Here is a 15,205-nt window from a genome sequence, read left to right on the forward strand (position 1 = left end):
AGTTTTTATTTTAATAATGGGGTTTGTTTTGCCAATTTTAGTACAATACTTTTATAATCTCTTTTTTTGTCTTTTTCTATCTGATTAAAAGCACTTCCTGGAGCAGTAACAGACATTGTGTAGTCTGTAAATTTTATAATTAATTCTCTTTTTTTACTTTTATACATGGCAGCTTTCCCTAAACCTTTTATCCATTTAGCAGATTTAGAAACTCCTTTTTGAATTTGCCAAGAATCTATCCAAGAAGAACCATCTTCAAGTTTGTCTTTTTCTTCATAAATATTAATAGAGCCTGTTATATAATCAAATTCATTATCAGACATTTTAACTCGGATTGAACAAGCGGTACTGTTTTGATTTCCGATAAGGTGCACATCTTTTTCTGCAACGTTGTACATTTTAGCGATAGTTCCTTTTGTTATATAATTACAAGGTGAGTTTATCTCAGAAAAAGAAACTTTATTTTTAAAACTTTTAGCAACAAAAGATTTGTCATTAAAATCGGTTCCAATACCGCTTTTTTTATCACCAAAACAAGATGATAATAGAAAGCAAATAAAACTTAATGCGATTAGTTTTTTCATAATTTACTTTCTTTTTAAAAGCCCATTTTTTTGTAATCCGAACTATTTATAGTGATGTTTTTATTAGAAACTTTTATCACTTTAACACCATAATTTTGCCCTTTATGAGTAGCATTTAACTCTAAAACAAATCCTTGAAAATATGGATTGTTCAATTTCATACCCAACATTGGTATTTGTTTGTTTTGAATAGGAAAATTTTTTGCAACCCAAAAACTTGAAGAACCCTTTTCGTTTGTGTAGTTATAATCTACTCTGTATTCATGGCAAGTATATCCTAAAATTGTTTTTGTATTTCCAGTTTTTTTATACTCAAAATCACCATCTTCAGGTAATTTACCTGTCATGTTATATTGTTTTCCTAATTGATCCATAGATGTAGATCTTTTCATTTTCATGCCAGCTACATCCATAAAAGCTGTAGATGATTTTGGTGTCATTACCATTACAACTTTACCTTGACCTTGCATTTCTTTACTGGCAACAGACATTCCATAAATATCTGGATAGTTTCCTAGCAGAAATTCCATCGGATGTTTATCGCCTCTATTATCTGTAAATTCTAATTCAATACTTTTATTGAAAGAAAATGAACCAGGAATATTTACTGTTGGAGAAATTTTTCCTTTAATAAATGCTTTATCACTTTCACTTAAATTTGTGTTTTGAGTATTCTTATTAGCTTCTTTTCTTTCTCTACTCATTGTAAAAATTGGACTTGTAGTGCTTACCATTCCGCTTATTTCTACGGGAGTTTTTATATAGTCATATTCATCTATCCCGGTTGATTTTTTAACAGCTTTTGTTAATGTTGCGCTACCATTAAAATTGATAGAAACATTTTGATCTTTATTAAAAGTTACACTTACTGTTCCTTTTTCTATACTATAACTTTGCCCCTCTCCAGAAGACTCTCTTTCAGTTTGTTTTATAGGGTCATAACCTACTCTTAGTATCGCTTCTTCTGGAATTTTAAACGTTCTTTTTTCGTTTAATTTTTCGATATTAATTCCGTTTTTAATAATTAAATTATAACCATCAAAAACATCAATTCCGGTTGTGTTCCAATATCCTATAAATTGAAATTTATTTCCTGTTTTATTGACTTTGGTTTGTGTTAATTTATTGGAAGTTACTGTTCCATATTTAACTGAATGATTTATCGAAGCAAAACCAAAATTTTTAAAATGTGATTTATCTTTGATTGCTGATTCTTCAGTTTTTTCACTTGATTTCTCTTTAGTTTTCTTTTTATCAAAAACCTTGTTTAAAGTACTATCTGTAGTTTTATTAACTTTTTCTTCTACTTTCTGCTCAACTTTTTCTTGAACCTTCTTCTTTAATTTTTTCCAAAATTGTGCATTGACATTAGAATTTATTCCAATAGCAAGCACTAAAAGAATACTAAGTTTTTTTGTTTTCATGTTGGGTATCATATTTAATTACAATATCAAATTTGAACATTAATCATCATTTTTTTATATGATTTTGTATAGTTGGTACTAAATTTTGTATAAATGGTAAATTGAATATACAAGTCCAAAAACACCTTAAAACAAGTTATTTATACGCTGTTTTTATCATTCTATACATCATTTTATGAATAAAGACTTTTAAATAGTATTTTTGATTACACAACTAAAAACCAAATTTTTCTATGTTAAAAGCTGTTATTGTAGATGATGAGCCAAAGGCGATTCAGAGTTTTTCTTGGGAATTATCTAACTTTAATAAAGAAATAGAAGTTGTTGCTACTTTTTCTGAACCCGAAAAAGCTTTGTTATATTTAAAGGATACAGAAATAGACTGTTTATTTTTAGATATTGAAATGCCTACTATGGATGGTTTTCAATTATTAGAAAAATTGGAGAGAAAAGATTTTGCAGTCGTTTTTACAACAGCATATAATGAGTATGCAATTAAAGCTTTAAAAAATGAAGCTATCGATTATTTATTAAAACCTATTGATGCTGAAGATTTAGAAAAAGCAATCGAAAAAATAAAAAAACATCGATTAAGAAACTTTAATCCAGAAAAATTTGAACGTTTTCTTTTAGAATTTAATGAAAATAAAACGCATAAAAAAATTACTATTAGTACTGATGGAAAATTACTATTTTTAGAACAAGATGATATTCTATTTGCAGTTTCGGATGGTAATTATAGTACGCTTCATCTTCAAAATAATAAAAAAATTGTCTTAACAAAACAATTGAAAGAAGTAAGTAAAATATTGCCAGAAAAAGCGTTTTTTAGAATCCATAATTCTTACATCATCAACCTAAATAAAATAAAAGAATTTATAAAAACCGATGGGTATGTAATTCTAGAGAACAATCATAAAATACCTGTTTCTAGACAGCGTAAATCTGAACTATTAGAAAAGTTTTAATGTTAATATAATTGATGTCAAATTTTAAAAATTTTCTACTTTCCTCTACACATGAAAACGGTTTTCTACTCTTTACTCTTGGAATCGTATTTATTTTAACCATCTATAATTTTATTCTTTTTTTTCAGAATAAAAACAAGGCTTATATTTATTATGCAACCTATACGTTATTAATCTTTTTAGCCTATTTCACTGAAACAAAAAATGATTTTTTAGACAACTTAACTTCACCCATAAAACCCTTTTTTGAGTTAACACATCAGTTTTGGGTTTGGTTATATAATATTGTATATTTTTTCTTTGTTTTTCGTTTTTTGAATTTCAAAAAACACTTTCCAAAACATACAAAAGTCATTAGTTATTTACTTTTTAGTTTAATATTTGTTGCTCTATTTTCTGTCGTTTATGGATTATTTCAAAAAAATACAGACTTACTAGATTCTGCCTATTTATTTATATACATTCCAATAATTGTTACGCTAACATTATATTCTTTTGGTTTACTTATTAAGGTAAAAGAGAAAGCAAAATATTATATTTTAATAGGTTCTTTAGTATTATTTATTTCATCAATTTTAATAATTTTAATTCATGATGTTAAAATTATAGACAACCCAGAAATAGGGTTTTTAATTTTTTATTCTGGTGTAATTATAGAAAACATGTTTTTTTCTTTAGGATTAGGACAAAGACATAAATTAATTATACAAGAAAAGAACACAGCAAATTCTAAACTCGTTTTAAAATTGCAAGAAAACGAACATTTAAAAGAAAAAGTAAATCTACAATTACAAGAAAAAATTGATGCGCTAAACCAACAAATTACATTAAAAAAACAAATAGAAGATTTAAAATTAGAGACCTTAAGATCTCAAATGAATCCGCATTTTATTTTTAATGCGTTAAACTCTATCAAACAATATATTGTAGATAATGATCCTAAATTGGCTGCTCATTATCTTACAAAATTTTCAAAGTTAATTCGTAAGATTCTAGAAGCCACAGCAACTAAAGAAATTACTTTAGAAGAGGAATTAGAGACCATAAATTTGTATGTTACCATAGAAAACATTCGTTTTTCTAATCAAATTGATTTTACCATAGAAAATAATGCAGATTCTAATACATGTGCTATTAAAGTTCCGCCGCTTATTTTACAACCGTTTTTAGAAAACTCGATTTGGCATGGTTTATCTTCTAAGAAAGGAAATAAAAAAATCAGGTTAATTATAAATCAACCGAATAATAGGTTTTTAGAAATTTTAATTATTGATAACGGAGTGGGTAGAAAAGCATCCCAAAAAATTAATAAAAGTAAATCTATTCAAAGAAAATCGGTAGGGATAAATTTAACAAAGGAACGATTAGAAAACTTTACAACTTCGTTTAAAAATAAATATTCTATAGAATATGAAGATGTAGAAGAAGAAAATGAATTTGGAACTAAAGTAATATTAAGAATTCCTTTGATTTAAATGCTTTTCAGCTACTTTTTCTAGTTCATCATACCAATGTTGTCCAAACTTTCTAACTAACGCTTGTTTCACAAATTTATATACGGGCACTTGCAATTCTTTACCTAAAGAACAAGCATCATCACAAATTTCCCATTTATGATAATTTACCGCAGAAAACTCAGAATAATCTTTTACACGAACTGGATATAAATGACATGAAAGAGGCTTTTTCCAATCAATTTCTCCTTGATTATATGCTTCTTCAATACCGCAAAGTGCTGTCTTATTTTCGTCAAAAATAACATATGCACAATCTGCATTATTAATTAACGGAGTTTCAAGTTCTCCCCATTCACTAGTAACCCAAACACCTTCTTTTTCAATAACGTCAATACCTTCTTTACGTAAAAAAGGTTTTATCTTCGGATAAATTTCTTCTAAAATTTTGGTTTCTTCTTTCTCTAAAGGCGCTCCAGCTTCACCATCAACACAGCAGGCTCCTTTACAAGCGGATATATTACAGACAAAATCTTTCTCAATAATATCTTCAGAAACAATAGTTTTTCCTAGTTGAAACATGCCACAAAAATACACATATTTTTTTCGTTATATTTACAAAAGCATAAAGTTAGTTCGCTAATTTTGTAATCTAAAACATTAAAAAATGAACTTTAATTTTAAAGAAATTATTACTGCATTTATGGTACTTTTTGCAGTGATTGATATTATTGGAAATATCCCAATTATTATAGATTTACGTAAAAAATCAGGGCATATTCAATCTGAAAAAGCATCATTGATTGCTGGTATTATTATGATTGTTTTCTTGTTTTTAGGAAAAAGTCTATTAAATTTAATTGGTATAGATGTGTATTCGTTTGCTGTAGCGGGTGCATTTATATTATTCTTTATTGCTTTAGAAATGATTTTAGGGATTACATTATATAAAGATGATGAAAATACTGCCTCAGTTACAACTACTGTTTTCCCTTTGGCTTTCCCTTTAATTGCTGGACCTGGAAGCTTAACCACATTACTGTCTTTACGAGCAGAGTTTGCTATCGAAAATATTATTATAGCTGTGCTTTTAAACGTTGTTTTCTTATATATAGTTTTAAAAACATCTTCAAAAATTGAACGATTAATTGGTGCAAACGGAATTCAGATAATTCGTAAAATATTTGGTGTCATACTTTTAGCTATAGCTGTAAAACTATTTGCAGCAAATATTAAAGAATTATTTTAATGCAAGAATTTGATGTTTTAATTATTGGTGGTGGAGTTTCGGGTATGCAATGTGCTTTAGTTTTAGGTTCTGCAAAAAATAAAACCTTTGCCATTGAAAAAAAGATTGGAATTATTACGCATCAAAGAGCTTCTCAACTCCAAAATGCACTTTTTAATAATGTTTTAGGATTAAATCCAGGAACTTTAGGAGGTGATATTTTGACAGAAGGAAAAGAACAACTTTTAGAAATGTATCCGCATATTAATCAAATAGAAAAAGAAAAAGTACTTGTTATTGAAGATAAAAACGAAGGTTTTATAATCACTACTAATAAAAATGTATACTTTACTAAAATAGCAGTTTTAGCTTTAAATTACGCGAAACCTTTTACCATAAAAGGCTTAGATGATTATCTAGAGCCTCATAAAAAAGCGAGCCAAAAAAAGGATAGAGTTCAATTAATAAATAAGGATCATTTTATAAAAAGTGGATTGTATTGTTGTGGAACAATTGCGGGTTGGCGAAGTCAATTTGCAATAGCTTCAGGAAGTGGTGCAAGTGTTGCTACCGATATTCTAACACTTTGGAATGATGGAAATCATACTAAAGTTCATGATAAAATCTAACTAAAAAATCCAGCTATATAGCTGGATTTTTTGTTTTATATGAAGTCAAAATAAATTACTCTACAGTAACCGATTAATCTATAATGACCATTCACCTTACCCCTTATTTCTTTTATTAAAATTTTATTGAGGTCAACTTTTGTAGTTGATTATCAATTGTTCTTATATCTTCCCCAAAACTATTTTCTGTCAAGGTATATTTAATGTCAAACTTCTTCAACCTCTTTGAGGAAGCCGAATCTTTGTTAGAATATATCAGTCTTATCACAATTTCTTTATCTGAATCTAAACTAACAATCTCTTTATATCCATCCCATTGAAACGGAACAAAATCTTCAATATTATCAGACTCAATTTTTAAATCAACAATGTCAACATAGTCTTCTAATTCATTTGAAAAATAAAAATACCCTCCAATAGACAAAGAAATTAGTCCGAATAGAAAGATTAAGTAATTTCTATTTTCCTTTTCAAAAATGTTTCTCATAATCGTATGGTTTTTAAGATTAAAGTCTTTGTTAAGTACTTCACCAATTTTTTTTAATGAATAAACTGAAGGTTTTACCTCATCATTTTCAATTCTTTGAATTGTTCTTAATGATAACCCTGAATTCTCGGAAAGGTCAAGTTGTGTTAAACCTTTCTTTTTTCTCAATTCTTTAATTCGTGTACTTAATTTCATCTCTCAAAATTACTTCAAATTACTTCAATTCAAAAAAAAATAAACCGTCATGTAGACGTCATTTTATATAATTTACAAATTCAGAGGAGGAAACCAAAGGTTGGTTCTCTAACCCTTCTACATATTATTTTCTCTCATCATCATTACTAGTCTAACACTTCAACAATTGGAATAGAAACCTCTACGATATCTTCTCTATTCATTCGTTCTTCACGAATTAAATCTTTCTTGTATATACTAAAAACGTGGTTGTTTTTAAACACATTACCACGAGTTGTTTTTAACCCCTCTTCGTTAAGTATTTTAGATAACCTATGGGATAAGAAAATCATGCTTTAAACCTCTTATTTTGTCAAATAAAAACTATTGGTAATCACTATAACAGAAGTCTACAAGTGAGTAGTTCTAATTGATATTGAGAATGTTACGAGTAGTTTATAGGGGTAAGATGAATTGTTACGAGTAACTACTCCACTGTAACCGATTTTGCTAAGTTTCTAGGTTGATCAACATTTTTATCTAACATTACTGCAATGTGATAGGATAATAATTGAAAAGGAATTGTTGTTAATAAAGGTGTAAACGCTTCTTCCGTTTCTGGAATTTCAATTACATGATCAGCAATTTCTTTAACTTGAGTATCTCCTTCTGTTACAATTGCAATAATTTTTCCAGCTCTAGATTTTATTTCCTGAATATTACTTACAACTTTTTCGTAATGCCCTTTATTTGTTGCAATTACAAAGATTGGCATATTCTCATCGATTAATGCAATAGGACCATGTTTCATTTCAGCTGCTGGATATCCTTCTGCATGGATATAAGATATTTCTTTTAACTTTAAAGCACCTTCTAAGGCAACAGGAAAGTTAAAGCCTCTTCCTAAATATAAACAGTTTGTTGCATCTTTATAAACAGAAGCAATATATTTTACCTGATCATCAATTTCTAATAGCTTTTCAACTTGTTTAGGAATCAATTGTAAGGTTTGTAGATATTTTTGAAATGCTGGTTTTGATAAAACACCTTTTTCCCTTCCTAACTTTAATGCTATTAAAGAAAGTACCGTTATTTGTGTTGTAAATGCTTTTGTTGATGCTACTCCGATTTCTGGGCCTGCATGCGTATAAGCCCCAGAATGAGTTTCCCTAGCAATAGAAGAACCTACAACATTACAAACACCATAAACAAATGCTCCCTTAGATTTTGCTAATTTAATAGCTGCTAAAGTATCGGCAGTTTCTCCTGATTGAGAAATTGCAATTACAATATCTTTAGTGGTAATAATTGGGTTTCTATATCTAAACTCAGAAGCATATTCTACTTCAACAGGAATTCTAGCAAGATCTTCAAAGAGATATTCTCCAACCAAACCCGCATGCCAAGAAGTTCCGCATGCAACAATTATTATTCTGTCAGCATTTAAAAATCTCGGTAGATTATCGTCTATACTTGACATTTTAATAATGCCTTCATTTGCAAGAATTCTTCCCCTATAGGTATCTGTTATTGCCTTTGGTTGTTCATGAATTTCTTTTAGCATAAAGTGATCATAACCACCTTTTTCAATTTGCTCAAGATTCATTTTAAGTTGCTGAACATTTGTATCAACCATAGAATCATCCATAATTTTACGAACCTTGATACCTTTGCCTACCTTAATAATTGCTAACTCTTCATCTTCTAAATAAATAGCATCCTTAGTATATTCTATAAAAGGAGAAGCATCAGAAGCTACAAAAAACTCTTTATTTTCTTTTCCTACACCAATTGCAATCGGACTTCCTAATCTTGCAACAACTAATTCGTTAGGTTTTGTTTTATCAAAAACGGCAATTGCATACGCACCAACAACTTGTGTCAAGGCTAGCTGTACTGCTTTACCTAACTTACATCCTTCCTTCTTTTTTACTTCCTGAATTAAGTTAACTAATACTTCTGTATCAGTATCACTTTTAAAAATATAGCCTCTTTTTACTAATTCTTTTTTAATGGTATCATAATTTTCTATGATTCCATTATGAACTACGACTAATTCTCCTGAATTTGAAAAATGTGGGTGAGAATTGATATCATTAGGAATTCCGTGAGTAGCCCATCTAGTATGACCAATTCCGATTGTTCCTCTTTTTCTTTTTTCATCTCTATCGGTAATAATTTCAAGATCAGAAACTTTACCTTTTGTTTTAGAAAGGTGCATTTCTTCACCATCATACATCATAATTCCTGCACTATCATAACCTCTATATTCTAGTCTTTTAAGGCCATTAATTACAATAGGATACGCTTCTCTATAGCCTATATAACCAGTTATTCCACACATAAATAATGATTTTTTTAATTCTTTTTCTTAGTATAAGAAATTTTTAATTGCGCTTTTCTTGTTCCGTTACTTGGTAAATGATTTAATAACATTACTGCTTTTGGGTTCCAACTAAAGTTTCTTACAAGTGAATCACTAATTGCTCTTGAAGTTGGCAAATCTGTTGGGTTATTAAATACTTTTACAGATAAAGTCGGATTATAAGTAGTATTTCCATTCAATAAATCAGAAATATAATCTGTTATTCTAAAATTATATTTATTTGGTTTATTATCACTTGATGATTCTAATAAACCTCCATAAGTACTCAACCCTTCAGAAAGTAAATCTTTTACTTGAGAATATTTAATCGTATTATTTACAATATTCTTCTTTTGTAAGAATAATTTAAAAGGTGTAGAAATCGTATCAAACCCTACTGTATTTTGATCTACATATAATGTTAAAGAAGCATCATTAATTAACCAGTTTTTTGCTCTTAATTGTTCTAATTGATTCCCTAATAATATTTTAACTTCGGCATCCGAACCAGCAGCACCTTGAACAACAACTTGACTACTATTTGGTGAATTATTAGAAGACATTTTATAGATGTTATTTCTAATCCCAGATAATGCAAAAGAATCGTTTTTTAGCACCGTATCAATAACTTTGTTTGTAGATGTTTTAGTAACTGTATTTGTGTAATATACTTCAATTGAAGAATTATCAACTCCATTTAAATTTAATGACAATAACGATCCATTAGATCCTTTTGCTTCTAAAATAATTCCTCTAAAATAGTCGTTAAAATTTTCTTGAGTTGCAAATTCTGCTCCTTGATATTTATCTAAAAATAATGCTTTAATCTTTTGTTTTGATAACGGAATTCTAGCAAAAGGTCTATTATTAGATATTCTGATAGTGTCAATAAATTTAGAGCCGTCCTTTAATGTTCTATTCAAATAAAAAACTGTATCACTTTTATTAGGTATAAATTGATAATTTTGTGTGCTATTTAATTGCGTACCAACCTTATCATATACTGCATCAGAATTAAAAACATTTGTTTTACTTGGATCCGTAGGATTTAAACTATTTAAAAATGTGCTAGTTTGATAAACATTAAAATCGAAAGGAAGTGTTTGATTTCCGATAATTGAATCTAAAAAGTAATCATTTGTTGCAGCAACTTTTAAAGTAGACTGGTATGGTATTCTTAGAATTGCCGAATCGATACTAGTAAAAACCGAAGTATCAGCTTTATTTGTATAACTATCTTGAATTAATCTATATCCAGTATTTATAGCTAATTGAGAAACAATAGATGCTTCTATTTTTTCATAATTCGCATTATTATAAACACCAAGTAAATACTGACCTAATATTCCATTTTGCAATGTTATCCCGTCTGCTCTAACAAAATCTATATCAGAACCTGAGACTTCTACTTCTAAAATAGTATCGTGAGTAGAAAATTCGGTGTTGTTTATAATACTTGTACCAATGTCTGTAAAATCTTCTTCGCAAGAAATTACACCCATAAAAACAAAAGCAAATACACCTACAAAAGTTGCCTTTTTAACAATGTTTTTTAACATAAAACTCTAGTCTTGTGCTACTGAAATTAAATCAGCATAAAAATTTAAATATGATTTTTGTTCTTCTTCAGGTTTATATTCTAAAACCGGGATATCCTGATCCTGAATAAACGCTGAAATTTCTTCTGGAAGTTCTTCGCTACCATTAATAATTGCGTCAGAATTTTCTATCGCGCTTTTTAAAATAGCCGTATGGTTTGGTGTTTTTAATAATTCTATTTTATCCTCCGCAATTTTATCAAACATTATTTTGTCTGTTAACCCAGCATTTAAAGAACCTTCAAAACCTGCATTGTAAATTGATGTTACAATTTTACTTTCAGAAAATAATGGTTCTTCATTATAAAATTCTTTAAGATATAATGGTAATAAACTTGCCATCCATCCGTGAACATGAATAATATCTGGCGCCCAGTTTAATTTTTTTACCGTTTCTACAACTCCTTTTGCAAAGAAAATTGCACGTTCATCATTATCTTCAAATAATTGATCATCTTCATCAGTAAAAACCGCTTTACGCTTAAAATACTCATCATTATCAATAAAATAAACTTGCATTCTTTCTTTAGGAATAGAAGCAACTTTAATAATCAAAGGCATATCCATGTCGTTGATTATCAAATTCATACCTGATAAACGAATTACTTCGTGAAGTTGATGTCTTCTTTCATTAATTACACCATAACGAGGCATAAAAATTCTAGTTTGAACTCCGTTTGAATGTGCGTTTTTTGCAGAATTAAATGCTGTTGATGAAACCTCAGTTTCTGGCACATAAGGCACAACTTCTGAGGAAACATATAATATTCTCTTATCTTTCATTAAATCACCCTTTTATTCAGATGTGCAAAAGTACGAATTAATATGCTAATATCCTGTTAAAATAGTAAGTTTGCATCAATTTAACACGTTTTTCACATGCAAGTTTTTACTAAAAAGTCGCTCTTAAAAGAATATATTTCTCAGATAAAAGAACAAAGTAAATCTGTTGGATTTGTACCAACGATGGGCGCTTTACATCAAGGACATTTATCATTGATAAAAAAAGCTAAAAAGAAAAACGACATTGTTGTTGTCAGTATTTTCGTGAATCCTACGCAGTTTGATAATAAAGAAGATTTAGACAAATATCCAATAACTTTAGAAAACGATAAAAAACTACTTGAAAGTGTAGATTGTGATGCGGTATTTATTCCATCTGTAAAAGAAATTTATGATAAAAATATCGTTTCAGAAAAATTTGACTTCGATGGTTTAGAACATCAAATGGAAGGAAAATTTAGAGATGGTCATTTTGATGGTGTTGGCACTATTGTAAAAGCATTATTAGAAATTGTTATGCCTACAAAAGCATATTTTGGCGAAAAAGATTTTCAACAGTTACAAATCATTAAAAAATTGGTTGAAAAACACCAACTAAATGTTACGATAAAAGGGTGTCCGATTTTTAGAGAAGAAGATGGTTTGGCTATGAGCTCTCGAAATACAAGACTTACTAATGAGTATAGAAAAGCAGCTCCTTTTATCCATAAAACGCTAAAAAAAGCTAAAAAGAAATTTGGCATAAAAGATGCTGATAAAGTGACTGAATGGGTAGAAAATCAATTTAAGAAACATCCAATTCTAGAGTTAGAGTATTTTACAATTGCCAATGAAAAAACGCTAGAAACAATTACATCAAAAAAGAACAAAGAAAAACACCGTGCTTTTATTGCTGTTTTTGCTGGCGAAATTAGATTGATAGATAACATTCAATTAAAAAATTAGTAATCAAAAAAAACGTATTTTTGTAACATGTTAGTACAAGTTGTAAAATCTAAAATCCACCGCGTAAAAGTTACGGGTGCAGATTTAAATTATATAGGAAGCATTACCATTGATGAAGATTTAATGGATGCATCAAACATTATCGAAGGTGAACGAGTTCAAATTGTTAATAATAATAATGGCGAGCGTTTAGAAACCTATGCAATTCCTGGTCCTCGTGGAAGCGGTGAAATTACATTAAACGGAGCTGCTTCTAGAAGAGTTGCAGTTGGAGATGTGTTAATTTTAATTGTCTATGCTTTTATGGAATTAGAAAAAGCCAAAGGTTTTAAACCAGCCTTGGTTTTTCCAAATGAAAAAGACAACACCCTTACATAATTTTGGACATTAAAAAAGCTTTAAAAATAATATTACCGCTCGCATTGGGTGGTTTTTTAGTTTGGTATTCGCTCTCAAAAGTATCTTTAAGTACTTTATTAGAATATTTTAAAAACGCTAATTATTGGTGGATATTACTAGGACTTTCTTTTGGTGTTTTAAGCCATTTATCTAGAGCCTATCGTTGGAAATTTTTACTAGAGCCAATGGGTTACAAGCCGAAATTTGCAAATAGCACTATGGCAGTTTTAATTGCCTATTTAGTAAATTATGCAGTTCCAAGAGCAGGTGAAGTTTCTAGAGCAGCGATAATGACCAACTATGAAAACATCCCTTTTGAAAAAGGATTTGGAACCATAGTTGCAGAACGAATTGCCGATTTAATAATGATGTTAATTATTATCGGAATCACATTATTTGTTCAGTTTGATTTTATTTATGACCTTCTTACAAAGAACTTTGATCCAACTAAAATCCTTTTAAGCCTAGTAATTTTAGTTATAGGTTTTTTTATTTTTTCATCCTTTGTAAAAAAAGCAACTTCTGGGTTTTTATTAAAAGTTAAAAAATTTGTTTCAGGTTTAGTAGAAGGCGTCACAAGCATTTTTAAGATGAAACATAAGTGGGCATTTATTTTTCACACCGTTTTTATCTGGGCAATGTATGTAGCCATGTTTTGGGCAACAATTCCTGCTATTGAAGGACTAAATGCACCCATTGGCGCTATTTTAATTGGCTTTATTGCTGGTGGATTCTCTATAGCTGCAACCAATGGCGGTATAGGTTTATATCCTGTTGCTGTTGCTGGCGCTTTTGCATTGTTTGGAATTGCTGAAGAACCTGCAAACGCTTTTGGATGGATAATGTGGACTGCACAAACAGCAATGATTATTCTTTTTGGTGGACTTGCTTTTTTATTATTACCGATTTATAATAAGGCAAAGTAGTAAAACATATATTTGTTGATTTTTTTAAAAAAAGTTATTTTAGCTAAAATCAAAAAAATGCTTTTATGAAAACTTATGTCTTGGCACTTAGTATATTCTTACTATTTTTTTCTTGTGATAAAAGAAAGAACCATAAAGTTAAAACATCTTTAATAAAAGGTGTGGTAATCGCTAGACCTCAAAGTGACACTTTATTATTGGTAAAAAAAACTGGTGACTTATTTCAAAATTCTATAAAAATACCTATAGTAAATGGAAACTTTTCCTACAATTTAAAATCAAATTTTATTGAAGAATATGCAATAGGTTTTAAAGATGAATTTGATAAAGGCTTTTTTTTTAATAATTATTTCTTTAATGATAAAGACATTATAAAATTAACTCTATATCCCAACCAAAATGAACAAGATAATATTATTATTGGAGGAGAATTAAATACAAAAAAGGAGTTTTTAAGAAAGCAAGGTCTTCAGAGATTTTGGAGTAAAATTGATTCTCTATATGAGAAAAATGAATTAAGCTCAACGTTACAAACAAAAGTAGATAGTATTTATAATGAATTAAAAAAATGGCAAATTAGTAAGTTAAAAACTGATAACTCTCTTGTAGGCTTTTCAATGTTAATTGATAAACTATTAGACAATAAAAGAGATAAAACATTTAACATAAAGGAAATCGATAGAGCTTTTAAAAATTACAAAACTAGATTTCCAAAACATCCTTATACAGAAATTGCTATAAATATATTAAATGGAATTAAAAATGCGAATGTTGGTGGTTATTATACAGATTTTTATTCTAAAAAGAATGATGACCAAGTAGAAACTATTTCTTCTCTTATATCAAAAAATAAGCTAACTCTTATTGATTTATGGATGAACTGGTGTGAACCATGCATTTTAAAAGATAAGGAATTAGTGCCTTATTATGAAGAATTTAAGAAAAAAGGATTTGATATGTTTTCTGTAATGGGTGTTGATTCTAAAGAAAAATTCCTAAAAACAAAAAACAAATACAAGTATCCATGGCAATTAAACTACGAGGTAAAACATGAGTTTAATATTTGGGACAAATACAATATTTCAAATTCTGGAGGTTCTCAATTTTTAGTAGATTTTAAAGGTGAAATTTTAGCTATAAATCCAAAGCCAAAAGAAATAGACTCTATATTAAATTCTATAACTAAGATTAAGCGTTAAAATAATTTTGAAACCTGTAACTTTACTCCTTTCAAACTTTAC

General features: G+C 28.7%; 16 protein-coding genes. 8 read left to right on the forward strand and 8 right to left on the reverse strand.

Annotated elements, in window-relative coordinates; all coding sequences use genetic code 11:
* Nucleotides 1-5: 5 nt before the first annotated feature.
* A complete protein-coding gene (locus tag OD91_RS07725; RefSeq protein ID WP_144895810.1) occupies nt 6-584 on the reverse strand; it encodes a hypothetical protein in 579 nt (192 codons plus the stop codon).
* Nucleotides 585-598: 14 nt separating this feature from the next.
* Nucleotides 599-2,008 (reverse strand): hypothetical protein, encoded by a 1,410-nt coding sequence (locus tag OD91_RS07730; RefSeq protein ID WP_144895811.1) that lies wholly within the window; start codon nt 2,006-2,008, stop codon nt 599-601.
* 233 nt (nt 2,009-2,241) lie between these two features.
* Between OD91_RS07730 and OD91_RS07735 the strand changes: the two genes are divergently transcribed.
* Both OD91_RS07735 and OD91_RS07740 read left to right on the forward strand, forming a co-directional pair.
* A complete protein-coding gene (locus OD91_RS07735) occupies nt 2,242-2,976 on the forward strand; it encodes a LytTR family DNA-binding domain-containing protein (protein WP_144895812.1) in 735 nt (244 codons plus the stop codon).
* Between the two features lie 14 nt (nt 2,977-2,990).
* Nucleotides 2,991-4,451: a sensor histidine kinase gene (locus OD91_RS07740; protein ID WP_144895813.1), complete on the forward strand. Its 1,461-nt coding sequence runs from the start codon at nt 2,991-2,993 to the stop codon at nt 4,449-4,451.
* Here the strand turns inward: OD91_RS07740 and OD91_RS07745 are convergent.
* Complete coding sequence (locus OD91_RS07745) at nt 4,431-5,012, reverse strand: DUF3109 family protein (RefSeq protein ID WP_144895814.1); 582 nt, start codon at nt 5,010-5,012, stop codon at nt 4,431-4,433. The genes OD91_RS07740 and OD91_RS07745 overlap by 21 nt on opposite strands.
* An 85-nt stretch (nt 5,013-5,097) precedes the next feature.
* Between OD91_RS07745 and OD91_RS07750 the strand changes: the two genes are divergently transcribed.
* On the forward strand, nt 5,098-5,679 hold the full coding sequence (locus OD91_RS07750) for a MarC family protein (RefSeq protein WP_144895815.1): 582 nt from the start codon (nt 5,098-5,100) through the stop codon (nt 5,677-5,679).
* Nucleotides 5,679-6,287 carry an NAD(P)/FAD-dependent oxidoreductase gene (locus tag OD91_RS07755; RefSeq protein ID WP_144895816.1) on the forward strand — a complete coding sequence of 203 codons (609 nt, stop codon included), beginning with the start codon at nt 5,679-5,681 and terminating at the stop codon, nt 6,285-6,287. Before OD91_RS07750 ends, OD91_RS07755 begins: the two co-directional genes overlap by 1 nt.
* A 115-nt stretch (nt 6,288-6,402) precedes the next feature.
* Here OD91_RS07755 and OD91_RS07760 read toward each other — a convergent pair whose 3' ends face one another.
* The 5 genes from OD91_RS07760 to OD91_RS07780 all read right to left on the reverse strand — a co-directional run bounded on the left by OD91_RS07760 (nt 6,403) and on the right by OD91_RS07780 (nt 11,694).
* Nucleotides 6,403-6,969: a helix-turn-helix domain-containing protein gene (locus OD91_RS07760; protein ID WP_144895817.1), complete on the reverse strand. Its 567-nt coding sequence runs from the start codon at nt 6,967-6,969 to the stop codon at nt 6,403-6,405.
* 146 nt (nt 6,970-7,115) lie between these two features.
* The gene (locus OD91_RS07765) at nt 7,116-7,301 is read right to left on the reverse strand and encodes a hypothetical protein (RefSeq protein ID WP_144895818.1); all 186 of its coding nucleotides are present in this window, start codon (nt 7,299-7,301) and stop codon (nt 7,116-7,118) included.
* A 134-nt stretch (nt 7,302-7,435) separates the two neighbouring features.
* The gene (gene glmS, locus OD91_RS07770) at nt 7,436-9,292 is read right to left on the reverse strand and encodes a glutamine--fructose-6-phosphate transaminase (isomerizing) (RefSeq protein ID WP_144895819.1); all 1,857 of its coding nucleotides are present in this window, start codon (nt 9,290-9,292) and stop codon (nt 7,436-7,438) included.
* Between the two features lie 14 nt (nt 9,293-9,306).
* Nucleotides 9,307-10,872 (reverse strand): DUF4270 family protein, encoded by a 1,566-nt coding sequence (locus OD91_RS07775; RefSeq protein WP_144895820.1) that lies wholly within the window; start codon nt 10,870-10,872, stop codon nt 9,307-9,309.
* A 6-nt stretch (nt 10,873-10,878) separates the two neighbouring features.
* Nucleotides 10,879-11,694, reverse strand: coding sequence for a glycogen/starch synthase (locus tag OD91_RS07780; RefSeq protein WP_144895821.1), 816 nt, complete (start codon nt 11,692-11,694; stop codon nt 10,879-10,881).
* A gap of 96 nt (nt 11,695-11,790) precedes the next feature.
* Here OD91_RS07780 and panC point away from each other — a divergent pair, with 96 nt between their 5' ends.
* From panC to OD91_RS07800, 4 genes are all read left to right on the forward strand, one after another.
* Nucleotides 11,791-12,639: a pantoate--beta-alanine ligase gene (gene panC / locus OD91_RS07785; protein WP_144895822.1), complete on the forward strand. Its 849-nt coding sequence runs from the start codon at nt 11,791-11,793 to the stop codon at nt 12,637-12,639.
* 27 nt (nt 12,640-12,666) lie between these two features.
* Nucleotides 12,667-13,017: an aspartate 1-decarboxylase gene (gene panD, locus OD91_RS07790; RefSeq protein ID WP_144895823.1), complete on the forward strand. Its 351-nt coding sequence runs from the start codon at nt 12,667-12,669 to the stop codon at nt 13,015-13,017.
* 2 nt (nt 13,018-13,019) lie between these two features.
* On the forward strand, nt 13,020-13,964 hold the full coding sequence (locus tag OD91_RS07795) for a lysylphosphatidylglycerol synthase transmembrane domain-containing protein (RefSeq protein ID WP_144895824.1): 945 nt from the start codon (nt 13,020-13,022) through the stop codon (nt 13,962-13,964).
* A 65-nt stretch (nt 13,965-14,029) separates the two neighbouring features.
* The gene (locus OD91_RS07800; RefSeq protein WP_144895825.1) at nt 14,030-15,163 is read left to right on the forward strand and encodes a peroxiredoxin; all 1,134 of its coding nucleotides are present in this window, start codon (nt 14,030-14,032) and stop codon (nt 15,161-15,163) included.
* Nucleotides 15,164-15,205 lie beyond the last annotated feature (42 nt).

It is taken from the genome of Lutibacter sp. Hel_I_33_5, assembly GCF_007827455.1.
GTDB lineage: Bacteria > Bacteroidota > Bacteroidia > Flavobacteriales > Flavobacteriaceae > Polaribacter.

What these genes read in the sequence shown, in the direction of transcription:
- OD91_RS07745 (WP_144895814.1), bottom strand. Translation starts at nt 5,012, where the DNA reads ATGTTTCAACTAGGAAAAACTATTGTTTCTGAAGATATTATTGAGAAA.
- OD91_RS07755 (WP_144895816.1), top strand. Translation starts at nt 5,679, where the DNA reads ATGCAAGAATTTGATGTTTTAATTATTGGTGGTGGAGTTTCGGGTATG.
- glmS (WP_144895819.1), bottom strand. Translation starts at nt 9,292, where the DNA reads ATGTGTGGAATAACTGGTTATATAGGCTATAGAGAAGCGTATCCTATT.
- OD91_RS07735 (WP_144895812.1), top strand. Translation starts at nt 2,242, where the DNA reads ATGTTAAAAGCTGTTATTGTAGATGATGAGCCAAAGGCGATTCAGAGT.
- OD91_RS07740 (WP_144895813.1), top strand. Translation starts at nt 2,991, where the DNA reads ATGTCAAATTTTAAAAATTTTCTACTTTCCTCTACACATGAAAACGGT.
- OD91_RS07775 (WP_144895820.1), bottom strand. Translation starts at nt 10,872, where the DNA reads ATGTTAAAAAACATTGTTAAAAAGGCAACTTTTGTAGGTGTATTTGCT.
- OD91_RS07765 (WP_144895818.1), bottom strand. Translation starts at nt 7,301, where the DNA reads ATGATTTTCTTATCCCATAGGTTATCTAAAATACTTAACGAAGAGGGG.
- OD91_RS07750 (WP_144895815.1), top strand. Translation starts at nt 5,098, where the DNA reads ATGAACTTTAATTTTAAAGAAATTATTACTGCATTTATGGTACTTTTT.
- panC (WP_144895822.1), top strand. Translation starts at nt 11,791, where the DNA reads ATGCAAGTTTTTACTAAAAAGTCGCTCTTAAAAGAATATATTTCTCAG.
- OD91_RS07725 (WP_144895810.1), bottom strand. Translation starts at nt 584, where the DNA reads ATGAAAAAACTAATCGCATTAAGTTTTATTTGCTTTCTATTATCATCT.
- panD (WP_144895823.1), top strand. Translation starts at nt 12,667, where the DNA reads ATGTTAGTACAAGTTGTAAAATCTAAAATCCACCGCGTAAAAGTTACG.
- OD91_RS07800 (WP_144895825.1), top strand. Translation starts at nt 14,030, where the DNA reads ATGAAAACTTATGTCTTGGCACTTAGTATATTCTTACTATTTTTTTCT.
- OD91_RS07780 (WP_144895821.1), bottom strand. Translation starts at nt 11,694, where the DNA reads ATGAAAGATAAGAGAATATTATATGTTTCCTCAGAAGTTGTGCCTTAT.
- OD91_RS07760 (WP_144895817.1), bottom strand. Translation starts at nt 6,969, where the DNA reads ATGAAATTAAGTACACGAATTAAAGAATTGAGAAAAAAGAAAGGTTTA.
- OD91_RS07730 (WP_144895811.1), bottom strand. Translation starts at nt 2,008, where the DNA reads ATGAAAACAAAAAAACTTAGTATTCTTTTAGTGCTTGCTATTGGAATA.